A 21,801-nucleotide genomic window follows, 5' to 3' on the forward strand; every position below is an offset into this window, starting at 1 on the left:
CTGTCAGATTCGAGCCAGAGAGGGAAGGGGCTTGCGTGAAAGGTGCGACGGATGCGCAAATGCGATCAGAAAGCTGCAACGGCAGCGGGTGCGGACCGCGGGGCGGGGCGCTCCACGCGAACGGCGCGGACGATGCGGACGACGCGAACGACGTGAACGACGCGAACGACGTGAACGACGCGGACAACTCGACGGGGGAGTACATGCGATGAGCGACAACCATCAGGAACCGGTGGCGGCGGCGGTCGCGACGGCGCGGAACGGTGCCGGCACGCCGATCGTGGTGGTGGACGGCCTGCGCCACAGCTTCGGCAGCGGGCCGCAGGCCGTCCACGCCCTGCGCGGCGTGTCCTTCGAGGTCCGCCGCGGCGAACTCACCGCCCTCAGGGGCCGGTCGGGCTCCGGCAAGACCACCCTGCTGAACCTCGTCGGCGGCCTCGACACCCCGACCGGCGGCCGGATCACCCTCGACGGCACCGACCTGGCCGCCCTCGACGAGGCGGACCTGCTCGCCCTGCGCCGCGACCGCATCGGCTTCGTCTTCCAGTCCTTCGGCCTGATCCCCGTCCTCACCGCCGCCGAGAACGTCGGCGTACCGATGCGACTGCGCCGCGTACCCGCCAAGGAGCGCGAGGAACGCGCCCGGACCCTGCTCGCCCTGGTCGGCCTCGCGGACCACGCCGAGCAGCGCCCCGGCGAGCTCTCCGGCGGCCAGCAGCAGCGCGTCGCGGTGGCCCGCGCGCTGGCCAACGACCCCGACCTGATCATCGCGGACGAACCCACGGGTCAGCTCGACTCCGAGACGGGCCGGTCGATCATGGAGCTGCTGCGTGCGGTCGTGCGCAGCGAGTCGGTCACCATCCTCGTCGCCACCCACGACCCCAACCTGATCGAACTCGCCGACCGGGTCGTGGAGCTGCGCGACGGGCGCATCGTCGGGTCCGGCGCGGAGGAGGAGGTCAGCCGGTGAGGGTGACGCAGGGCAGGCCCACGCCGGCGCCCCCGCGGAAGCCCTCCGTGCAGAGCCGGGTGCCCGCGGGGAAACGCCGTTGCGGGTAGGCGTGGTCCCGGTGGGTCCTGAACTTGGCGACGTCCTCGACCCACTTGCCGTCGGCCACCGCGGACGGTCCCGTGGCGATGACGCAGCCGAGAGCGGCAGCCGCTGTTCCGATTCCCGCGGCGATCTTCTTCGTGATGGAGTGCATGGCGGGCGACCTCACGCGTTCTTCCCGGCCCGCAGCGTGGCGCGGACCTGTCGGCAGATGTCCCTCAGGGCCGGTCGGGCCCCGAGGGACCAACGCCGAACAAGATCACGAGTCACGCCCCCCCGGTCGAGTGGACGTCGACGGTCCGGCCGTCGGTGTCCGTGAGGAGATGGCGGCCGGGCGCGAGCGGTGGGGTCGCGGCGGCGCCGGTGAGGGTGAGGCCCAGGCGAAGGGCACCGGTCTCGCGGCCGGGGCGGGCGGGGTAGATCTCGAAGACCGCACCGTCCGCCAGCGTGGCCGCGTAGTGGCGGGGGCCCTGACCGTGCTGCTCGCTCGCGAAGTGGAGCCCCAGGTCTTCGTAGAAGCGCCGGCACTCTTCGAGCCGGGGCGAGTACAGGACCAGCAGGGTCGCGCGGATGCCGATCGGGTCGCTCATGAAACTCCTGGGGCTCCTGGCCGAGGGGCGTCGGGTTCGGGCGGCGTGCGGCAAGAGCCGTACGGAGGGGGTGCGTTGCGGTTCGGACGGCGCTGCGTCTGGCCGATGTCCTGGCCTCACCAGCATAGTTACCGGTCCGATCCGCCTGCGCCGGAGGCCTCGCCCCTGCGGCGCCCGACGGCCCGGCGCCGAGGCCGCGGCCGGTTCAACTGCCGTTCACGCTGTGCTCGCCGCGCCTCTCTACCCTCCTCCTGTCCTTCACCCGACCGAGGGGATCCCGGTGTCCTTCGCCCTTTCCGTCCGTGCGGCCGCGCTGCCCGCCGCCGTTCTGGCCACACTGGCCCTGCCGGCCGCCCCGGCTCACGCGGCGGCCGTATCCGTTACTGCCACCGTGGAGACCGTTCCGGTCTCGCACAGCGGCGACGCCGCCGACGACCCCGCCATCTGGGTCCACCCGACCGACCCCGCCAAGTCGGTGGTCGTCGCCACGGACAAGAAGGGCGCGCTGGAGGTCTACGACATGACCGGCGCCCGCATCCAGCGGATCACCGGCGACTACGGCAACAACGTCGACCTGCGCGGCGACATCGTGGTCTCGGCGGACGACGAGGCCGCCGGCGGCAACGGCGCCATGCACATCTACCGCATCGACCCCGCGACCCGGCAGCTCAAGCGGCTGAAGGACGTGCCCACCGAGGTCACCGCGCACGGCATCTGCCTCTACACCTCGCCGGCCTCGGGCAAGCTCTACGCCTTCCCCAACTCCACCTCCGGCCGCGTCGAGCAGTGGGAGCTCGCCGTCAACGGCGACGCGGTGACGGCGACCTCCGTCCGCCTGTGGGACGCGGGTTCCGCGGTCGAGGGCTGCTACGCCGACGAGACCACCGGCAAGCTCTACCTCGGCGAAGAGGACGTCGGCGTCTGGGTGTACGGGGCCGAGCCCACCGCCGGCGCCAGCCGCACCAAGCTCGACTCCACCGGCTCCGGCGGCCACATCACCGCCGACACCGAGGGCATCACCGCCGCCGGGAACCGGATCTACGTCTCCTCCCAGGGCAGCAACGACTTCACCGTGTACGACCGCACCACCCGCGCCCACCTCGGCCGCTTCTCCGTCTCCAACGGCACGGCGGCTGACGACTGCGAGGACACCGACGGCATCGACGCCACCGCGGCCAACCTCGGCCCCGCCTTCCCCCAGGGCGTCTTCATCTGCCAGGACGGCTCCAACGGCGCCCCCGGCACCAGTGGCAACCAGAACTTCAAGTTCGTCCCGCTCCAGCGCATCACCGCCCAGTTCGGCTGATCGCCCCGGGCGCCGGCGGTCCCGCCGGCGCCCGTCCGGGCCGTGCCCGCGCGCGGCGTCAGCGGCGGAGCACCTTGCGGGACACCACGTTGCCGAGCAGCTGCGCCGACTGGACGAGTGCGATCAGGACGAGCACCGTCACCACCATCACGGAGGTGTCGAAGCGCAGGTAGCCATAGGTCATCGCCAGGTTGCCGACGCCTCCTCCGCCGACCGTGCCCGCCACCGCCGAGAAGTCGATCAGCGCGACGAGCATGAAGGTCAGGCCGAGCACCAGGGGTCCGAGAGCCTCGGGGACCAGGACCGTGAGCAGGATCCGCAGCGGGCTCGCGCCCATGGAGCGCGCCGCCTCGATCACGCCGGGTTCGACGGACAGCAGGTTGGACTCCACGATGCGGGCGACCCCGAACGTCGCGACGACCGTCATCGGGAAGATCGCGGCGTTCGTCCCGATCATCGTGCCGACCACCCCGCGCGTGACCGGGGCGAGCGCGACGATCGCGATGATGAAGGGGACGGGCCGGATGATGTTGATGAGCAGGCCCAGGACCGCGTGCACGATCCGGTTGGGCAGGACGCCGCCCTTGCGGGTGGCGTACAGGGTGAGCCCCACCGCCAGTCCGCTGACGGTCGCCAGGGCCAGGGTGATCAGCACCATGTAGACGGTCTCGCCGGTCGCGTCGAGGACCTTGGGCCAGAACGTGCTCCAGTCGGCCTTCACCGCGCACCCGCTTCCGCGAGGTCCGGGACGGAGAGCGCGGTGACGACGGCAGCGACCGCGCCGGCTTCGCCGCGCAGTTCCAGGGTCACATTGCCCAGGGGACGTCCCCGTACTTCGGCGATGCCGCCGTGGACGAACGTGAACTCGACGCCGTGGACGTGCAGGAGCTCCGAGAGGCCGTCCAGGGAGGGGCTGCCGTCGGTGACGGGCAGCGTGACCAGACGGCCCGGGTGGCGGGCGCGCAGCCGTTCCAGGAGTGCTTCGTCCGGCTCGCTGTGGCGGGCGGAGCGGACGAAGGCGGCCGTGGTCGCGTGGCGGGGCCGCGCGAAGACCTCGTACACCTCGCCGCTCTCGACCACCTTGCCGTCCTCCATCACCGCGACGCGGTCGCACAGGGTCCGTACGACCTCCATCTCGTGGGTGATGAGCAGGATCGTGACGCCCAGCTCGCGGTTGACGCGGCGCAGCAGGGACAGGACCTCGCCGGTGGTCTGCGGGTCGAGGGCGGAGGTCGCCTCGTCGCACAGGAGGACCTTCGGGCGGGTGGCGAGCGCGCGGGCGATGCCGACGCGCTGGCGCTGGCCGCCCGAGAGCTGCTCGGGGTAGCGCTTTCCGTGGCCGGAGAGGCCGACGAAGTCCAGCGTCTCCTCGGCGCGGGCCCGGGCCGCCGCGCGGTCCATCCCGGCGAGGCGCAGCGGGTAGAGCACGTTGCCCAGGACGGTGCGCGAGCGGAACAGGTTGAACTGCTGGAAGATCATGCCGATTTCGCGGCGGACGGGGCGCAGGCGGCGCTCGCCGAGGGCGGAGAGGTCCTGGCCGTCGACCAAGACGCTGCCCGAGGTGGGCTCCTCCAGGCCGTTGACGAGGCGCAGCAGGGTGGACTTGCCCGCACCGCTGTGGCCGACGACCCCGAATACGGTGCCCGCCTCGACGGAGAGGGTGACGCCGTCGACGGCGCGCGCTCCGCCCGGGAACTCCTTGCGGACGTCGCGCAGTTCCACGGCCGCGGTCATCGCTTCAGCTGCTTCTGGATGCGGGCGACCTCGGCCTGGAGCTCGGCGGCGGGCAGCTCGACGTGGTGCGCGGTGCCGTTGCTGGTGCGGCGGACCTCGTCCTGTACGGGCTGGGAGGCGTACAGCTCGACGATGCGCCGGCGTACCCTGCTCGCCGCCTCCGGCCCCGGCCGCACCGAGGCGGGCCTGGCCATCTACCGCTACACCACGCGCTGCGGGGCGGTCTACGGCCACACCGGCAACACGGCCGGCTACACACAGCTGGCCGCGGCCACGGCGGACGGCCGCCGCTCCCTGACCTTCTCGATCAGCACGCAGACGTCCCTCGACACCAACCCCGACCTCCTCGCACAGGTCCGGGACGTCCAGGAGGACTTCGTCTGCGCCCTGCTGCGCAGGTGACCCGGTCGGCCGCGGAAACGCGGCGGGGCGCCTCCCCGGTCAGGGCTCGCTGGGAAGCCAGCAGCCGTGCAGGCCGAGCGGGACCCGGACGGGGATGCGGGCGCGGGCGACCGGCCCGGAGGCGGGGTCCTCGGCGGGGATGACCAGGAACCAGCTCGACCCGTCGGTCCGGTCGGTGGCGAACGTCAGCCAGTGGCCGCGCTCGTCGGAGTCCCGGCCGGGCTCGGGGGCGAAGACCGGCTCGCCGACGGAGAGGTCCCCGGCCGACCAGATATGAGCGGTGCCGGTCTCGGTGTCGTACCAGCGCACGGCGTCGTACTCGCCCGGCAGCAGGTCCGCCCGCCCGGTCCCGCTGGCCAGCGCGGCGATGCGGTGGCGCCGGCCGATACGCCGGTCGTCGACCCGCGGGAACTCCACCCGGTAGTCGTCCAGCAGGGTGCGCGCCATGCTGCCGGCGGCCGGATCGATGCGCGCCCGTACCAGGCCGCCGCTCACGGGCTCCGCCGCGGCCCCGGGGCTCCCTCCCACGGTCAGCCTGCTCCACTGCACGTAGTCGAGGACCACCGGGGCGTCCTCGCCGGGGCCGTCGTCGTAGGCGTTCACCGTGTGCCACATCCAGAACGCCTCGTCCGTCGCCCAGCGCGGCGGTCCGCCGTCGCGCGGGATCAGAGCCACGCGGGTGCCGCGTTCGGGCCGCCAGGCCAGGAACGAGCCGCCCGCCATGGCGGCGCCCAGGTCGAAGAAGGCCGGGGCGAGGACGAGGACGGCGTAGCGGTCGGTCAGGGCCATGTCGTGGATCATCATCGGCTCGTCCACCCCGTCGACGGTCGCCGGCCCGCGGGTGACGGCGCCGTCCCGGCCGATGATCGACCAGGTCAGGTAGGGCGGCTCCAGTCCGTAGCAGAAGACGACCATTTCACCGGTGACCGGGTCGGTCTTGGGATGGGCGGTGATGCCCGCGGGCAGGGATCCACCGAAGTCCTCGCGGCCGAGGGTCTCCAGGCCCGCACCGATCCGGTACGGGCAGGCCGACTCGGCGAGGGCCAGCACGCGGCCGGCGTGCCGGACGACATTGATGTCGGGCAGGTCCTTGAAGGTTCCGGCGAGCTCCCGTCCTACCTGGTCGGCGTCCGGCACGATCATCGATTCGAGGCCGCCCCAGAGGGCGTGTCCGACGCGTTCCTCGGCCTCCACCGCGGGGGTGCGTACGAAGCGGTTGCGATAGCGGGCGCGGCCCCCGGAAAGCCAGACCCCGTGCAGCATGCCGTCGCCGTCGATGGGGTACAAGTACGAGCCGATCGGCGTGAAACGGGGATTGGGGCCGTTGCGCAGGTACAGGCCGTCCAAGGAAGCCGGAAGCTCGCCCGTCACCTCCAGATCGGCGACATCGACCTCTTCCGTCACCGGCGCGAACGATCCCAGCAGGTGGGGGACGCGGGTGGGGTCGAAACGGGGTGGCGTGTGCGTGGTCACGGGACCTCCCGGCGTGCGCCCGGCGGGGTCCGCGGTGGACGGAGCGATTCCGCCGCGGGCGCGCGGTTGCGGCACTCTCCAGTGAATCGCGGTACGCGTGAGCGTGCCAGAGCACACAGCCGCCCGGGCCGACCTGGGGCGGCAGGAACGAGGGGCCGCGTGCCGCCGCGGACCCGTGCCCCGCGCGAGGCGCCCCCCGGTACCGACCACGACCCAGGAGACAGGAGATCAGTCGGACGTGAAGACCTCTACGTGTGCGTCGTCGAGGACGAAACCGTTGTCGAGGCGTACGCGGACCGTCACGTGGGGCCGCTGCTCCTGGTAGGCGATCCACTCGGGTTCCAGGGAGCCGACCTGCTCTTCGAGCTGCTTCCTGGTCCCCGAGGGCATCTGGTGGCCGAAGTCGTCGAGGAGCGACTTGAGCCGTACGTACTCGCGGACGTCCGGGCCCTGTTCCTGCTGCTGGGGTTCGTTCACCCGCTCGACGGTGCCCCCGGTGCCCGATGCCAGGGACAGCGAGCCGGCGACGGCACCCGTGGCCGACGCGGGGGAGTCCTCGGCCAGCACGACCGACCCGGCCAGCCTCAGGTCTGCTGCCAACTTCACCCGCTGGCCTGCTTCGAGCATCATCGATCCTTCGTCTCCCCGGTCAGTCCGTCAGGCCGCGACCCGGCACGCGCACGGTGGCCGTCCGGGTCGGTGCCATTATCGGGGCGAGGTCGCCGCCGGAACCACCGTCGGGGAAGGGAGGAGAATCCCACCGGCCGCGACGCCCCGGGCGGATCGTCCGGCGGGGTCCGGCCGAGCGCGTGACGGCGCGCCGTCCCCAGAGCCGGCCGAGCGTACGCCCGGCAGGTCGTGCCGACGGTGCCATGTGGCGGATCCGAGGTGCGGGAATCCGCGTGGCCTCGCAGCATGGCGGTGAGCCCTCCCCGCACGAAGGAGATGTGTGATGCCCCGAGGTCCCGGGATGAACCAGCAGCAGCCGAAACATGCCCACGGCCACTGATCGACGTCGCCCGGAGGGCGCTCGCGCCCGGGCGGACGAGGAAGGCGGGAAGCGATGACCAGCGACGCCGACGCATCACGGCAGTCATCGGCGGAAGTGGTGGTCACGGCCACTCGTTGCTCGGAGGAAGCCGCCAGAGTCCTCCTGGACGTTCTCGAGCGGGCCTTTCCGGATTCGCCGGCGGAAGGCGTGGCGCTCGAACCGGGGCCGCACGGCAAGACCACCGTCTGGTGCACGACCGTGGTCGCGGCGGACCCACCCGCGACGACGGAGCCCATGGGCCTGGACGGAACCGTCGACGTCGGTCTGCAGGGCGGCCCCCGCGCGGTCGACCGGGTCGTCGCCGCCCTCACGGACGCCTTCGTGGTCGAGGACCGGGGGACCATGGCGGGAGATCAGGAGAAGGAGGTCGACCTGCTGATCCGCGCCGGGTGACCTCTCGTGCCGCCTCTCGTGCGCCCCGGCCCGGGGACATCCCGACTTCGCCGTTCCCGAGGGCTCAGCGGCCAAGGGCTCGCTCGAGTTCGGACTTGTCCATCTAGCGTCGACTTCGGGTCCTTCCCGGAAGCGGCACGTCGGCAACGGGGTACGCACCGCCCGGACCGCGGTGGCGACGCTGCCCCGCCACACCGCGGCGTACGCGTCGTCAGTGCTCCCGGGCCGGCAGCCCGGCCAGGCCGGTGTCGCGCAGGATGCGCCCGACGGTCTCGTCGAGGGAGCTCGCGGCGCCGATGACCGTCTCCGCGCCGCCGGGCAGCAGGTCGAGCGGCCGGTACCAGGAACCGAGGTCAGCCGCGGAGACCTCGTCCGCGATCGGCTTCGTCGCATGCCGGGCGAGCGTCACCTCCAAGGGCACGTCCAGGTAGTAGCCGTGGGTCGGGCCGCAGTGGTCGGCGCGCAGCCGCGCGAGCATGCCCCCGTAGTGGTCGGCGTAGAGGATGCCCTCGACGACGACGTGATAGCCGGCATCGAGGGCGTACCGCGCGACGGTGTCGATCAGGCCGATGTTCGCCCCGTCCGGCCGGTCACGTTCACGCAGGACGCCGCGGCGCATGGTGTCCTGGCCGACCAGGGCCAGACCCCGGCCGAACCGCTCGCGGATGCCGGCCGCGACCGACGACTTGCCCGAGGCGCTGTTCCCGCGCAGTACGACGAGCCGGGTGTCCGGGGTGCCCACCATCATCTGCGCAACGCTACCCGCCCGCGCCGCCGCGCATCGGCCGGTCGTCACCTTCCGCGCCCGCCCGCTCACCGGATCCCCCTCCCCTGGTCACACCGCCGCGAAGGCGGCGTAACCTGGTCGAACCGCCACAGAACGCGCGTACCAGGAGCATGGTGCGCCGCTCCGTGCAACCCGCCGCGGCCGATCCAGGGAGGCGGCATGTGACCGATCCGTTCGGCTTCCTCCGGATCCCCCGCGAGGCCGTCCCGGCCCGTCCCGTAGAGGAGAGGCTGGGCGACTGGCTCGAGGTCTACGCGGGCCAGGCGATGCTGCCGCTCGTCTCCCGGCAGGCCGACCGCTGCATGGACTGCGGTATTCCTTTCTGCCACACCGGCTGCCCCCTGGGAAACCTCATACCCGAGTGGAACGCGTACGCCGCCCACGGCGACTGGCGCGCTGCGTACGAGCGGCTGCACGCGACCAACAACTTCCCGGAGGTCACGGGCAGGCTCTGCCCGGCCCCCTGCGAGGACGCCTGTGTCCTCACGATCAACGCGGACCCGGTGACCATCAAGAACGTCGAGCAGGCCATCGCGGACGAGGGCCTGCGGCGCGGCTACCTGACCCCGAAGCCGCCGGAGAAGCGCAGCGGCAAGACGGTGGCCGTCATCGGCTCCGGTCCGGCCGGACTGGCCGCAGCACAGCAGCTGACGCGGGCCGGGCACTGCGTCACGGTCCACGAGCGGGCCGACCGGATAGGCGGACTGCTGCGCTACGGCATCCCCGAGTTCAAGATGGAGAAGGCCCATCTGGAGCGCCGGATCGAGCAGATGCGCGCCGAGGGCACGGAGTTCGTCACGGGCACGGACGTCGGCGGTGCGGCCGGCACCGCAGCGGGCACTGGCGGTGCGGCCGGCACCAGCGCCGCCGAACTGCGCAGCCGGTGCGACGCGGTCGTCGTCGCGACCGGGGCCGGCGAGCGCCGGGAACTACCGGTCCCCGGCCGCGGGCTGCACGGCATCCACCAGGCCATGGAGTATCTGACCTGCGCCAACCGGGTGCAGGAGGGGGACTACGCCGTATCGCCCGTCACCGCCGAGGGCAGACACGTGGTCATCGTGGGCGGCGGCGACACCGGATCCGACTGCCTCGGGACGGCCCTGCGGCAGGGCGCGATCTCCGTGGTCCAGCTCGACATCAACCCCGAGCCCGGCGCGGGCCGGACCGCCGGCGAGCCCTGGCCGGTGTACCCGAAGACGTACCGGATCTCCCACGCCCACGAGGAGGCCCGCGGGCACGAGGGCCGCGACCCCCGGCTGTTCTCCAGCGCCACCCTGCGCTTCGAGGGGGATGCCTCGGGCCGGGTACGGGCACTGCACCTGACCGCCGTCGAGCCGGTGGGACGCAGCCCGCTCGCCGGCACCGAGCACGTCATACCGACCGGCCTCGTGCTCCTGGCCCTCGGCTTCTCGGGCCCCGAGCGGGCCGGCGGCCTGCGCGAGCAACTGGGGCTGGAGCTCGACGGGCGCGGCAACTTCGCGCGGGACGCCGGCTTCGCCGCGGGCGGCGGGCGGACGCCGGGAGTGTTCGTCGCGGGCGACGCGGGCCGCGGGCAGTCACTGGTGGTGTGGGCCATCGCCGAGGGGCGGGCGGCGGCCGCCGCCGTGGACCGCTACCTGACCGGCTCCACGTGCCTCCCGGCTCCGGTCGCCGCTCATGACCGGCCCATGACGGCTTTGGGGCGCATGCGCTACGGGGACCTCTAGCCACGCGTACGCGGCGAGGGGCCGCCACCGGATGGGGTGGCGGCCCCTCGCCGCGGCGAACCGCCGTTCCGACGTCACCCGTTGGGGGCGTCCGAATCGCCGGGGATGAGCACCTCGACCGGGACGGGCACGCCCGGGACGGGTACGTCCGGAAGTTGTACGCCGCCGGGGGTGGGCGGGTCGTTGGGGACGGGCTTGGCGAAGGGGTCCTCGCACGGCGCCTTGATACAGAACCAGGTTTGGCTCCTGGGCGGATCGATGCGGATGCCCGTCCCGGTGCCGGCGTCGCTCCGGCCGTTCCCGGTACCGATGAGGGGACCGCCCCGGCCGATGGTGTGGAACTTCTCGGCGGAGTCGTCCGTGCCTCGGTCGGAGCCGAAGAAGGGCTTCTCGCTGCGGCCGATGAGCCGGAGGTTGCCCTTGCCGTCGGTGTCGCCTTGATCGTCGGGGGCCAGCACGCGGTCATCGGCCACGGCGGCATGTGGCGCCGCCGGGACGGCCGCGAATGCGCCCGTAGGGACCAGTACGGCTCCCGCGACCACGGCGGTCGAGGCGGCCAGCATGAGGAAGCGCGGAGTGCGGAAGAGGTGGGTCATGGAAGCTCCTGGGGTCGAGGTGGTGCAGGGAACCTCCAGTAGGCCCCGCCCACCCCGCACGGTCACGTCCCTGCATCCCGTGGCTTGACGTACGCCTAGCCCCATGCGCTCCTCCGGCCGGCCGTGCGGCCGACCGGAGCACCACCGGTGTGCTGTCGGATCAGCGGGTGGCGAGGAGGGTGAGGGTGTCGATCACGCGGTTCGAGAAGCCCCACTCGTTGTCGTACCAGGCGACCACCTTGACGTGGCGGCCCTCGACGCGGGTCAGCTCCGAGTCGAAGATCGACGAGGCGGGGTTGCCCGTGATGTCGGAGGACACCAGCGGGTCGTCCGAGTACTCGAGCACGCCGGCCAGCGGTCCCTCCGCGGCGGCGCGGTACGCCGCCAGGATCTCGTCGCGCGTCACCTCGCGGGCCACGGTCGTGTTGAGCTCGACGATCGACCCCACCGGGACCGGTACGCGGATCGAGTCGCCCGACAGCTTGCCGTCCAGGTTCGGCAGCACGAGCCCGATCGCCTTGGCGGCGCCCGTCGTGGTCGGCACGATGTTGACCGCGGCGGCGCGGGCGCGACGGGCGTCGCGGTGCGGGCCGTCCTGCAGGTTCTGCTCCTGCGTGTAGGCGTGCACCGTCGTCATGAAGCCGTGCTCGATGCCGGCGAGCTCGTCGAGGACCGCGGCCAGCGGCGCGAGCGCGTTGGTCGTGCACGAGGCGTTCGAGACGATGGTGTGCAGGGCCGGGTCGTAGGCGTCGGAGTTGACCCCGTACGCGAGCGTGACGTCGGCTCCGTCGGACGGCGCGCTCACGAGCACCTTCCGCGCGCCCGCCTTGACGTGGGCGCGGGCGGCCTCGGCGGAGGTGAAGCGGCCGGTGGCCTCCAGCACGATGTCGACACCGAGCTCGGCCCACGGCAGCTGCGCCGGTTCCCGCTCGGCGAGCACCTTGATGCGGTGGCCGTCGACGACGAGGACGTCCCCGTCGACGGTCACCGGGCGGCCGAGCCGGCCGGAGGTGGTGTCGTACGCGAGCAGTCGCGCGAGGGTGGCGGGCTCCGTGAGGTCGTTGACGGCGACGACCTCCAGGTCGCTGTCGCGTTCGAGGAGCGCGCGCAGCACGTTGCGCCCGATGCGGCCGAATCCGTTGATGGCAATGCGAGTCATGAGCGATGTCCCTTTCGTTCGCCATCAGGTTCGCGCCCGGCGCCCGCCCGCGACAGCGGCGTGATCGCCATGGTTCAAAAGGATCCCGCCAAGGCGCCGTGGCGGCACGGCGGCGCGGCGGGCCGATGGTGGGCTATTCGCCCTGGGTGAAGGTGCGCCGGTACTCGGTCGGGGTGGTGCCGAGGATGCGCTGGAAGTGCGAGCGAAGGTTCGCGCCGGTGCCGAGACCCACGTCGGCGGCGATCTGCTCGATGCCGCGCTGCGAGCGTTCGAGCAGCTCGCGGGCCACGTCGATGCGGGCCCGCATGACCCACTGCATCGGCGTGTACCCGGTGTCCTCGGCGAAGCGCCGCGAGAACGTGCGGGGCGAGACCCCGGCGTGCCGGGCCAGCGACTCCAGGGTCAGCGGCTCGCCGAGCCGGTGCAGCGCCCACTCGCGCGTGGCGGCGAACCGCTCGCCGAGCGGCTCGGGCACGCTGCGCGGCACGTACTGCGCCTGGCCGCCGCTGCGGTAGGGGGCCGCGACCAGGCGCCGGGCCGCGTGGTTGGAGGCGGACACGCCGATGTCACCCCGCAGGATGTGCAGGCACAGGTCGATGCCGGAGGCGGCGCCGGCCGACGTGAGGACGCTGCCCTCGTCGACGAACAGGACGTTCTCGTCGAGCCGGACGAGCGGATGCCGCTCCGCGAGCGCCCGCGCGTAGTGCCAGTGCGTCGTGGCGCGCTTGCCGTCGAGCAGGCCCGTGGCGGCGAGCGCGAACGCGCCCGTCGAGATGGCGGCGAGCCGCGCGCCCCGGTCGTGCGCGGCGATCAGGGCGTCGATGACCGCCCGCGGAGGGTCCTCGCGGTCCGGGAAGCGGTAGCCGGGGACGAACACGATGTCGGCCCACGCGAGGGCCTCCAGCCCGTGGGTCACGTGGTACGACAGGCCGTCGCCGCCGGCCACGAGACCGGGCGCCGCGCCGCACACCCGCACCTCGTACGGCATGCTCGCCCGGGTCGTGAAGACCTGTGCGGGGATGCCGACGTCGAGCGGCTTCGCGCCTTCGAGGACGAGGACGGCGACGCGGTGGAGGCGGGAGGCTGGCACGGGGTCGAGGGTACGCGGGGCCGGGTCTCGGCGAGCGGCGCGCCGGGCGGCGCCTCGTCGGCGGACGGGGGCCTTGCGGGTTCTCCGTTCAGCGGGCGGAGCCTTCGTCGAGGAGCGGGGAGAGGCCGTCGAGGAGGCGCTGGAGGCCGAATTCGAAGAGGGCGTCGAGGTCGAAGTCGTAGCCGGCCGCGGCCAGGCGGGAGAGCGCGGGGAACCGTCCGGTGCGCAGAATTGCCAGGAGCGCGGGCTCCTGGGTGTCCATCCACTCCTCGCTGTCGAGGCCGCTGTGCGCCTCGGCCTCACGCTCCGTCTCCAGGTTGACGGCGATCCCGCGGGCGTAGTTGAACAGCATGAGGTGCGCGGTGAAGGCGGACTGCAGGTCGAGGCCGTGCGCGTGCAGGGTGGCGAGGATCCACTCGCTGTACGGCAGCGCCGAGACGACCATCTGGGGGCGGGTCACCGACAGGGCCGGTGCGAGCCACGGGTGGCGGCGGAACACGTTCCAGACCTGCCGGGCCGCCAGTTCGACCGCGTCCCGCCAGCCCTCCGGAGGGTCGGCGGGCAGCGGGTGCTCCGCCATGACGCCGTCCATCATCCGTGTCAGCAGGTCGTCCTTGTCGGCCACGTGCCGGTACAGCGACATGGTCGCCACTTCGAGCTCGGCGGCCACCCGGCGCATCGAGACCGCGGCCAGCCCCTCCGTGTCGGCGATGGTGACGGCTGCGCCGACGATCCGTCCGAGCGTGAGCGCCGTCTGGACCGAGGGCGCGTCGGAGGGCCCGTCGGGGGGTGCGGCGGCAGCGGGCCGGGCGGGCCGCACCGGGCGGCTCGGGGCGGCCACGACCGTCCCGACGCCCGGGACGGCGCGGACCATGTCCTCGCGGCGCAGTTCGGAGAGCACCTTGGTAGCGGTCGCCATGGCGACGCCCCAGTGCCGGGTGATCTCGCGGGTCGACGGCACGCGATCGCCCGGTGCCAATTCGCCCGTCTCGATCCGCCGCCGAAGTTCGGACACGATCTGGCTGTAGCGCGGTACCGCCCGTCCGCCCACCGGTTCTCCTCCGCACTAGTGCACCTGGATGGGCGCCATCCTAGCCTCCGATGCCGTGCGATCCCCGTGGACCGGCATCATTCGCACCTCCCCGCACTAGTGCGGTGCAGGTCAACAGCTCATGCCCGCAGCGTATTTCATGCTTGCGCACTATTCTGCGTACGGCGTACATTCACGCCATGCCGAACAACGAGATACTCATCTGCGGCGCAGGCATCGCAGGGCCCGCGCTGGCGTACTGGCTACGCAAGGGAGGCTTCACGGTCACGATCGTGGAGCGTGCGCCCGCACCCCGGCCGGGCGGGCAGACCGTGGACCTGCGCGGCGCCGGCCGCACCGTGATCGAACGGATGGGCCTGATGGCCCGGGCCAGGGCGGAGAGCGTGGACCAGCGCGGCCTCGCCCTCGTCGACACCGTCGGCCGGACCACCGCCCGACTGCCCGCCGACAGCTTCGGCGGCGAGGGGATCGTCTCCGAGATCGAGATCCTCCGCGGCGATCTCGCCCTGCTGCTGTACGAGGCGACCCTGCCGGACACGGAGTACCTCTTCGACGACACCGTCACAGGCATCGACCAGCACTCCGACGGGGTCACCGTCACCTTCGAGAAGGCCGCACCCCGCCGGTTCGCGCTCGTCGTCGGCGCGGACGGGCCGCACTCCGCGGTGCGCGGGCTGGCCTTCGGACCGGAGCGGGACTTCGTCCGCCCGATCGGCCTCTACACGACCTGGTTCACCGCCCTCGACGGCCTGGACCTCGACGGCTGGTTCGTGATGCACAACGCGCCCGGCGGCCTGGTGGTCTCCGCCCGGCCCGGCCGCCTCCCCGGCGAGATCAAGGCCGGCTTCAGCTTCCGCTCGCCACCGCTCTCCTACGACCGCCGGGACGTCGCCGCCCAACAGGAGCTCGTCGCCCGGCGCTTCGCCCACGTCGGCTGGGAGACCCCGCGCCTGCTGCGGGCGATGCGCACCGCCCCTGACTTCTTCCTCGACTCCATGGGCCAGGTCCGCCTCGACAGCTGGTCGCGCGGCCGCGTGGCGCTGCTCGGCGACGCCGGATACTGCGCGACCCCGCTGACCGGCCTCGGGACCAGCCTCGCCCTGGTCGGCGCCTACGTCCTGGCCGGTGAACTCGCCGCCGCCGGGGGCGACCACGGTGTCGCCCTCCGCCGCTACGACACGGTGATGCGCCCGTACGTGAGCCAGGCGCAGCGGCTGCCGCCCGGCGGGGCCGCCGGGTACGCGCCGTCGGGCCGGCTCGGGATCCGGCTGCGCGACCTCTCCATGCGGTCGATGACCCGCTGGCCGATGCGGAACCTGTTCGCCGCGCAGTTCGCCAAGGCCGGGGACATCGCCCTGCCGGCGTACGGTCTCGCGAGCGCCGGGAGGCAGGAGTGACCGGTCAGCACGGCGCCGCGGAGCACACCGCCGCCGGCGGGCTCCGCAGCGCCTCAGGTCGTCAGCGGTCCTGGGAGAGCTCGTACAGTTCCCGGAACCGGCCGCCGTCCAGGGCCACGAGCTGGTCGAACGGGCCTTGTTCCACGATCCGGCCGCCGTCGAGGACGACGATGCGGTCGGCGAGGCGGCAGTTCTCCATCCGGTGAGTGACGATCACCGTGATCCGGTCCTCCTTCATGTCCCGCAGTCCGGAGAAGACCATGTGCTCCCCGCGGGGATCCATGGCGCTCGTCGGTTCGTCCATGACCAGCAGGCCCGGCCTGCGGTGGAAGGCGCGGCCGCACGCCAGCCGCTGCCACTGGCCGCCGGAGGGCTCGTGGCCGCCCCAGACCGAGCGGGCCAGCAGCGTGTCCAGGCCGTCGGGGAACTCCTCCACGGTCGTCCGCATGCCGACGGCGTCCAGTGCCTCCCACACGGCCTCCTCGCCGCGGGGGTCCGGCTGGCCGAGGGTGATGTTCTCCCGCGCGGAGAACGGCCAGTACCCGTACGACTGGGTGACGAGGCCGACGTGCGCCCAGGCCGAGCGCTGGTCCGCGTCGGAGGTGGGAACGCCGTCCCACGAGACGGTGCCGGACGTCGGGGCCGTCAGCGAGGTCAGCAGCCGGATCAGAGTGGACTTGCCGGCGCCGTTCTCCCCGATGACGGCTACCACCTCACCCCGGGCCAGGGTCAGCGAGACCGGACCGAGGGCGGGGGCGTCCTTGCCGGGGTAGGTGTACGAGGCCTCCTCCAGCCGGATCTTCTCCGGGGCGCCCTCCATCACCTGCGGGCCGCGCGGGCCGGACTTCTCGGCGGCCTCCTTGACGAAGGTGGTGTAGTCGCCGAGGTAGAGCGCGTGCTGGAACATGGCCGCTCCGTAGACGACGAGCTGCGACAGGGCGGCGGTGGAGGTGCGCATCGCGACGATGGCCGTGCCGGCGGCCGCGAGGGCCATGTACCCGCCGAGGACGAGCCCGGCGAGCGCCCCGTACGTCGCCACGACGAAGACCCCGGAAGCGGTGGCGGCGATCAGGTAGACGACGAGGTAACGCGGCGCGGAGCTGACCATCTTGGAGTCGATGCGCTCGCAGACGGCCGCGTACCAGTGGTGGGCGTAGGGCCGCATGCTGTTGCCGCGCAGCTCGTCGGCGAGCTTCGGGGTGGTCAGGTGCCAGCGCATCATGTGCTTGATGTTGCGGGAGGCGATCGTCTGGTTGTGCAGGCGGTAGTCGAGCCGGGCGGCGTACACGGAGCCGAGGCCGCGGGGGACCACCGACAGCAGGAGCAGCGGCAGGAGCACGGGGTGGACCACGGCGAGGACGGAAGCGACCGCGATCATGTCGATCATCCCGCTGGTGAAGCCGAGGGCGTCCTGGAGGAGCATGGCGGAGCGGGCCGAGCCGGTCTCGGCGGCCTCCGAGCGTTCGGTGAAGTCGGGGGCGTCGTAGGCGGCGAGTTCCACGTCCATGTGGGCGTCGACCATCGCCAGGTCGGCGAGGGTGGCCATGCCGGGGTTGAGGCGGCGGGCGGCGCTGCCGGAGGCGATGGAGGCCAGGGCGCCGAGGGCGGTCATCGCGGCGGCGACGACCAGGGGCCAGGCGGCGGCCGACACGCGTTCCTGGACGCCCTCTCCGGCGAGGAGCGGCACCATGGCCTGGGAGATCGCGGCGAGCGCCGCGGCCGTGCAGATCCCGCCGAGGATCTGGGCGGCGACCAGTACGTGGAAGGCGGCGCGGTTGACGGCGAGGGCCAGCCGCGCGGTCTGCTGGAGGGCGGACGGGACGCGCCGGGTCATCTGGCCGAGCGACAGCGCCTCCATGGTCTCGTTGTGCTGGCCCCAGGTGTACGTGAACTCCGGAGGGGCGGGTGGAGCGGGCGGGGCGGCGGACTTCGCTTTCTCGGCCTGCTGGTCGGACATGCTGCTTCTCCTTCAACCGGGTTGCTGTGGAGGCCAGTTCGGCTGCACCCGCGCACGGCGAAGAAGCCCGGGTCCGCGGTGGGCGGAGGGGCTGTCGCGGGGTCGCTGCAACTGGGGGAGTGAGTACAGCGCAGGCCGGCGGCCGGAGCAGCGGGATCTGGCCGACCTCGCGGCGGCGGCCCCCTTGGCGTGGCCGCTGATCGTGTCCGGGTGCCGCCGGGCTACCGGATCGCGGGGGAGGGCAGGTTGGCTGGAACCGGCCGGTGCGGGGGTCGAGTCACCGGAAATCGCTTGCGGCGTCCGACGGCTCCACGGCTCCTCGGTCCCGCGCGTTCGACTCGTGGTCTGTGGAGCGCGCGAGGCCATGTCCACGTACCTGCGGCGGCCGGCTGGTGGATCACCGAGAGCGGCGACGCGGCCCGCGCCGACCTCAAGACCCACGCGCCCGCCCGGCGCGCCCGGATCCACGAGGACATCGCTCCGGACGCGGCGGACGGCGGGACGCGGGGCGGGGGGCGGCGGGGCGGCGCGGGAGAGCCCGTCGATGCCGCCTCCGTCCCCGTCCGGCCAACGGGGGCCGGTGGACCGGAGTGGCGGCCATACGTCCGGGCAAGGCAGGCTGTACTCATGAGAGCGCCCGTGCGCTCGCCCCCCGGACCGGGAGTCGGCGGCCACCACCAGGTCCTTTTCACGCTCGCGGAGTGCGTGCCCTTCGCGATCGCCCTGCTGGTGCTCCTCATCGAGCTCACGCCCCTGCACGTCGTCTACACCGGCCCCCTGCTGGTCGCGACACCCGCTCTGGCGGCGGTGACCATGGGCCCCAAGGGCACCTTCGCGGCGGCGGCGGTGGCCGTCGGCGTCAGCGTGACCACCGCCACCCACAACCATGCCTGGGGCGGCCAGCAGGTCTACACGAACTTCCTCGCCCTGTTCCTGGTCACGGTGGCGAGCGCCACGACGAGCGGCGCCGCGCGCACGCGTCGGGAGACCGAGCTCAACCAGGTCCGCCGGATCGCCGTGGCGGCCCAGGAAGCCCTGCTGCGGCCGGTACCGGACCGGCTGGGCCCCGTACGGGCGGCGAGCATGTACCTGGCGGCCGAGACGGGCGCGCTGATCGGCGGCGACCTGTACGACGTGGTCCAGACCCGGTACGGGGTCCGGATGATCGTCGGGGACGTCCGGGGCAAGGGACTGCCCGCCGTGCGGGCCGCCGCGGTCGTGCTGGGCGCGTTCCGGGAGTCCGTGCACTACGAGGACGACCTGGTGGAGGTCGTCAACCACTGCGGAGCGGCCCTGCGGCGGGACGCCGCCGTCGCCCGCGGGAGCGAGAACGCGTCCGAGGGCGAGGACGCCCTCCTGGAGGGGTTCGTCACCGCCATCGTGGCCCAGATCCCGGACAGCCCGCACGTCGAGGTGATCAACCGGGGCCACCCGCCGCCGCTGCTCCTGAGCAACGGCACGGTCCGGCCCTTGACGCCCACCCTCCCCCTGCCGCCGCTCGGCCTCGAGGAATTCATCAGCGGACCTCCCGGGCGGACGGACCGCTATGCGTTCGCACCGGGGGACCGGCTGCTGTTGTGCACCGACGGGGTCATCGAGGCCCGCGACCGGGACAACACCTTCTTCGACCTCCCCGAGGCCATGATGACCATGCGCGACCACACGCGGCCGGCGTTCCTGGAGGGCCTGCACCAGGCCTTGCTCCGCCACACGCACAGCCGCCTGGCGGACGACGTGGCGATCATCCTCGTCGACCGTCGCGAAGACGAGGGCCACCGGCCGGCCACCGGCCCGAAGGACCCGGCGTAGGGTCCGCGCGGGCCACTCGGGCCCGACCGTCCCGTCCCCCTCCGTGTCGCCGTTCCGGCGGCAAATTCGGGTGCGCCGCTGGTCAGGGCGCGTTATGGTCGGCCGCATGAACGTCACCGGCCTCACCATCACCGCGACCGCGCGAGCGACCAGCTCGCCGGTTGCCGCCGCCTGACCTTCCCCATCTCCCCGGCGACCGGACAACGGTCCGTCGGTAGTGCCGTGGCCTCCCCGCCCCGGCCGGACGTTCGAACGGTCCGTTCTCCGGTGCCCTCCCCGCTGTGACGCGAAGGACGCACCCCATGCATACGGAACACCTCGTCAAGACGTTCGTCGAGTACTTCGAAGAGCGCGACCACCGCCGCATCGTCGGCTCGACGCTGCTCCCGCCACCCGGCGACCCCGTGCTCTTCACCACCTCCGGCATGCACCCGCTCACCCCGTACCTGGAGGGCCGCCCCCATCCGCTGGGCAAGCGGCTGGTCAACGTGCAGCGCTGTCTGCGCACCACGGACCTTGAGGAGGTCGGCGACGCCACCCACCTGACGGTCTTCGAGATGCTCGGCACCTGGTCGCTGGGCGACTACGAAGGCCCGCTCAGCCTCGACTGGGGATACGGGCTGCTCACCGAGGGCCTGGGCGTCGATCCCGGACTGCTCCACGCCACCGTCTTCGCCGGCGACGGCCAGACCGGGCCGGACACCGCCTCCCTTCGGCTGTGGCAGGACCGCGGAGTCCCGGTCGAGCTCACCGTGGAGGACAACTGGTGGTCCAACGGACCCGTCGGACCGTGCGGTCCCGACTCCGAGATCTTCCTGTGGAGCGGTGACTGCCCACCCGAGTCGACGCCCGCCCGGGACGACCGCTGGGTGGAGGTGTGGAACCACGTCACGATGAGCCACCGCCGGCTCGACGACGGCTCCCTCGTGCCCCTTCCCCAGCGCAACGTCGACACCGGACTCGGCCTGGAGCGGCTGGCCTCACTGCTCCAGGGCAAGTCGTCCGTGTTCGACTGCGACGTCTTCGACCCCTGGCGCCGCCTCGTGCCGAACCTCTGGCCCCTGGACCAGTCCACGCTGCGGCTGGTCTGCGACCACCTGCGCTCGGCCATCGTCGTACTCGGCGACGGCGTGCGCCCGGCCAACACCGGACAGGGCTACGTACTACGACGCCTGCTGCGACGGGTGCTCACCGTGCTGTGGCGGGAGGACCCCTCGCGCAGCGTGGGCGATCTGCCGGACGAAGTGGTCCGGCACACCCTGGACCACTTCCGGCTGGACATGAGCCCGGGAGACGTGCTGCGGATACTGCTGGAGGAGGAACGCCGGTTCCGCCGGCTCCTCGAGCGCGGCCGGAACGTGCTCGCCCGGCCCCGGTTCCAAGGCCCGCTGAGCGGAGAGGACTTCCATTACCTCCACGACACCCATGGCCTGCCGCGCGAGCTGGTCACGAGCCTGCGGCAGGAGTGAGGTAGCGCGGTACGTCCGGTGTCCGGTCACAGGCTCGCGAGGAGCCCATCGAGGGGAGCCGGCACCTCGTCGAGGTCCAGGGCCTCGACGAGGAGCCGCCCGTAGCGGATCTTGCGGCCCTTCTTCGTCCCGAGGAAGCGCCGCAACTGCTGCTGCCGCGACCGGCCGTGCTGTGCGGGCTGGCGCACGAAGGTCTGCCAGGCGCGGAGATCGCCCTCGGTCTCGACGACCTCCTCGACCCTCGGCGTGCCCAGCGCGCGGATGAGCTCGTCCTCCAGGTCCGCCACGCACACGAAGATGCCCCGGCGCGGCGCCCTCGCCCTGGTCAGGCCTCGGTCGAAGAAGCCCTGCTCGCCCGCGTCGCACAGTCCTGCCAGGCGCAGGCCGAGGCCCGGCGGGCCGAGGAGGCCGGCGTACCGGGCTACGCTCATCGCCCCGCCCATCTGCACGACGCACCCCCTCGGCGGCGAGGTCGCGTCCACGCCGCCCGGCCAGGGTCTCCACGGCCGCGAGGTCACTCGGCCCTTCCAGAAGCACCGCGGTCCGCACCCCCAGTCGTACGGCCAGATCACTCGCCGGCCCGCCGGAGCCGCCCCCCGCCCAGCCGCTGACCTCATCCCGGAACATGCGCATGTCCACCATGAAGCGAGTCTCCTACCTCGACCGACGGCACGGTACGGAATATTCGGCGCCGGGAGCCCGGAGGCCAGGCCCGGACACCCGCACAGGACCGCGGTGGGGGACGCGGATGTCGGCTCCGGGGGTACCGGCTGATCGCGC

22 protein-coding genes and 1 pseudogene are annotated in these 21,801 nt (G+C 72.8%); 9 read left to right on the forward strand and 14 right to left on the reverse strand.

Translation table 11 applies throughout. The features are described from left to right. Positions 1–59: 59 nt before the first annotated feature. Entirely contained in the window at positions 60–212 is a 153-nt protein-coding gene (locus RIU97_RS39300; RefSeq protein ID WP_404962251.1) for a hypothetical protein, read from the forward strand. Next, a complete protein-coding gene (locus RIU97_RS39305) occupies positions 209–970 on the forward strand; it encodes an ABC transporter ATP-binding protein (RefSeq protein ID WP_404962252.1) in 762 nt (253 codons plus the stop codon). The genes RIU97_RS39300 and RIU97_RS39305 overlap by 4 nt, the downstream gene beginning before the upstream one ends. Here the strand turns inward: RIU97_RS39305 and RIU97_RS39310 are convergent. Both RIU97_RS39310 and RIU97_RS39315 read right to left on the reverse strand, forming a co-directional pair. After that, positions 960–1,205 carry a hypothetical protein gene (locus tag RIU97_RS39310; RefSeq protein WP_404962253.1) on the reverse strand — a complete coding sequence of 82 codons (246 nt, stop codon included), beginning with the start codon at positions 1,203–1,205 and terminating at the stop codon, positions 960–962. The genes RIU97_RS39305 and RIU97_RS39310 overlap by 11 nt on opposite strands. A gap of 112 nt (positions 1,206–1,317) precedes the next feature. Continuing rightward, positions 1,318–1,641: a glyoxalase/bleomycin resistance/dioxygenase family protein gene (locus RIU97_RS39315; protein ID WP_404962254.1), complete on the reverse strand. Its 324-nt coding sequence runs from the start codon at positions 1,639–1,641 to the stop codon at positions 1,318–1,320. 280 nt (positions 1,642–1,921) lie between these two features. Between RIU97_RS39315 and RIU97_RS39320 the strand changes: the two genes are divergently transcribed. Continuing rightward, positions 1,922–2,947: a phytase gene (locus RIU97_RS39320; protein ID WP_404962255.1), complete on the forward strand. Its 1,026-nt coding sequence runs from the start codon at positions 1,922–1,924 to the stop codon at positions 2,945–2,947. Between the two features lie 58 nt (positions 2,948–3,005). Here the strand turns inward: RIU97_RS39320 and RIU97_RS39325 are convergent, their stop codons facing one another. The 3 genes from RIU97_RS39325 to RIU97_RS39335 are packed head-to-tail and all read right to left on the reverse strand — an operon-like array spanning position 3,006 to position 4,857. Beyond that, on the reverse strand, positions 3,006–3,668 hold the full coding sequence (locus RIU97_RS39325; protein ID WP_404962256.1) for a methionine ABC transporter permease: 663 nt from the start codon (positions 3,666–3,668) through the stop codon (positions 3,006–3,008). Further along, positions 3,665–4,681, reverse strand: coding sequence for a methionine ABC transporter ATP-binding protein (locus RIU97_RS39330; RefSeq protein ID WP_404962257.1), 1,017 nt, complete (start codon positions 4,679–4,681; stop codon positions 3,665–3,667). The genes RIU97_RS39325 and RIU97_RS39330 overlap by 4 nt, the downstream gene beginning before the upstream one ends. After that, complete coding sequence (locus RIU97_RS39335) at positions 4,678–4,857, reverse strand: hypothetical protein (protein WP_404962258.1); 180 nt, start codon at positions 4,855–4,857, stop codon at positions 4,678–4,680. The genes RIU97_RS39330 and RIU97_RS39335 overlap by 4 nt, the downstream gene beginning before the upstream one ends. Between RIU97_RS39335 and RIU97_RS39340 the strand changes: the two genes are divergently transcribed. After that, positions 4,814–5,083, forward strand: coding sequence for a hypothetical protein (locus RIU97_RS39340; RefSeq protein WP_404962259.1), 270 nt, complete (start codon positions 4,814–4,816; stop codon positions 5,081–5,083). The two genes, RIU97_RS39335 and RIU97_RS39340, sit on opposite strands and share 44 nt — an antisense overlap. Positions 5,084–5,122: 39 nt before the next feature. Here RIU97_RS39340 and RIU97_RS39345 read toward each other — a convergent pair whose 3' ends face one another. Together RIU97_RS39345 and RIU97_RS39350 are read right to left on the reverse strand one after the other, a co-directional pair. Beyond that, complete coding sequence (locus tag RIU97_RS39345; protein WP_404962260.1) at positions 5,123–6,556, reverse strand: carotenoid oxygenase family protein; 1,434 nt, start codon at positions 6,554–6,556, stop codon at positions 5,123–5,125. Positions 6,557–6,784: 228 nt separating this feature from the next. Further along, a complete protein-coding gene (locus RIU97_RS39350) occupies positions 6,785–7,186 on the reverse strand; it encodes a hypothetical protein (RefSeq protein WP_404962261.1) in 402 nt (133 codons plus the stop codon). A 433-nt stretch (positions 7,187–7,619) separates the two neighbouring features. On the opposite strand from RIU97_RS39350, the gene RIU97_RS39355 reads away from it, so the two are divergent. Next, positions 7,620–8,000 (forward strand): hypothetical protein, encoded by a 381-nt coding sequence (locus RIU97_RS39355; RefSeq protein WP_404962262.1) that lies wholly within the window; start codon positions 7,620–7,622, stop codon positions 7,998–8,000. 211 nt (positions 8,001–8,211) lie between these two features. Here the strand turns inward: RIU97_RS39355 and RIU97_RS39360 are convergent, their stop codons facing one another. Next, positions 8,212–8,745, reverse strand: a complete 534-nt coding sequence (locus RIU97_RS39360) for an AAA family ATPase (RefSeq protein ID WP_404963098.1) — start codon at positions 8,743–8,745, stop codon at positions 8,212–8,214. A 203-nt stretch (positions 8,746–8,948) separates the two neighbouring features. Here RIU97_RS39360 and RIU97_RS39365 point away from each other — a divergent pair, with 203 nt between their 5' ends. Beyond that, positions 8,949–10,493, forward strand: a complete 1,545-nt coding sequence (locus RIU97_RS39365) for a glutamate synthase subunit beta (RefSeq protein ID WP_404962263.1) — start codon at positions 8,949–8,951, stop codon at positions 10,491–10,493. Positions 10,494–10,567: 74 nt separating this feature from the next. Here RIU97_RS39365 and RIU97_RS39370 read toward each other — a convergent pair whose 3' ends face one another. From RIU97_RS39370 to RIU97_RS39385, 4 genes are all read right to left on the reverse strand, one after another. After that, positions 10,568–11,089 (reverse strand): hypothetical protein, encoded by a 522-nt coding sequence (locus tag RIU97_RS39370; RefSeq protein WP_404962264.1) that lies wholly within the window; start codon positions 11,087–11,089, stop codon positions 10,568–10,570. 160 nt (positions 11,090–11,249) lie between these two features. Continuing rightward, positions 11,250–12,248, reverse strand: a complete 999-nt coding sequence (gene gap / locus RIU97_RS39375; RefSeq protein WP_404962265.1) for a type I glyceraldehyde-3-phosphate dehydrogenase — start codon at positions 12,246–12,248, stop codon at positions 11,250–11,252. Between the two features lie 133 nt (positions 12,249–12,381). Then, positions 12,382–13,338, reverse strand: a complete 957-nt coding sequence (locus tag RIU97_RS39380; RefSeq protein WP_404962266.1) for a GlxA family transcriptional regulator — start codon at positions 13,336–13,338, stop codon at positions 12,382–12,384. 88 nt (positions 13,339–13,426) lie between these two features. Then, positions 13,427–14,353: a TetR/AcrR family transcriptional regulator C-terminal domain-containing protein gene (locus RIU97_RS39385; protein WP_404962267.1), complete on the reverse strand. Its 927-nt coding sequence runs from the start codon at positions 14,351–14,353 to the stop codon at positions 13,427–13,429. Between the two features lie 215 nt (positions 14,354–14,568). On the opposite strand from RIU97_RS39385, the gene RIU97_RS39390 reads away from it, so the two are divergent. Continuing rightward, positions 14,569–15,786 carry an FAD-dependent monooxygenase gene (locus RIU97_RS39390; protein WP_404962268.1) on the forward strand — a complete coding sequence of 406 codons (1,218 nt, stop codon included), beginning with the start codon at positions 14,569–14,571 and terminating at the stop codon, positions 15,784–15,786. A gap of 61 nt (positions 15,787–15,847) precedes the next feature. Here RIU97_RS39390 and RIU97_RS39395 read toward each other — a convergent pair whose 3' ends face one another. Beyond that, positions 15,848–17,743 (reverse strand): ATP-binding cassette domain-containing protein, encoded by a 1,896-nt coding sequence (locus tag RIU97_RS39395; RefSeq protein WP_404962269.1) that lies wholly within the window; start codon positions 17,741–17,743, stop codon positions 15,848–15,850. A 627-nt stretch (positions 17,744–18,370) separates the two neighbouring features. Between RIU97_RS39395 and RIU97_RS39400 the strand changes: the two genes are divergently transcribed. Further along, positions 18,371–19,552, forward strand: a complete 1,182-nt coding sequence (locus tag RIU97_RS39400) for a PP2C family protein-serine/threonine phosphatase (RefSeq protein ID WP_404962270.1) — start codon at positions 18,371–18,373, stop codon at positions 19,550–19,552. A 302-nt stretch (positions 19,553–19,854) separates the two neighbouring features. Further along, entirely contained in the window at positions 19,855–21,021 is a 1,167-nt protein-coding gene (locus tag RIU97_RS39405) for an alanine--tRNA ligase-related protein (RefSeq protein ID WP_404962271.1), read from the forward strand. Positions 21,022–21,047: 26 nt separating this feature from the next. Here RIU97_RS39405 and RIU97_RS39410 read toward each other — a convergent pair. Next, a pseudogene (locus RIU97_RS39410) lies at positions 21,048–21,663 on the reverse strand (TOPRIM nucleotidyl transferase/hydrolase domain-containing protein). Positions 21,664–21,801: the final 138 nt, after the last annotated feature.

This window comes from Streptomyces sp. 147326, from assembly GCF_045000215.1.
GTDB lineage: Bacteria > Actinomycetota > Actinomycetes > Streptomycetales > Streptomycetaceae > Streptomyces.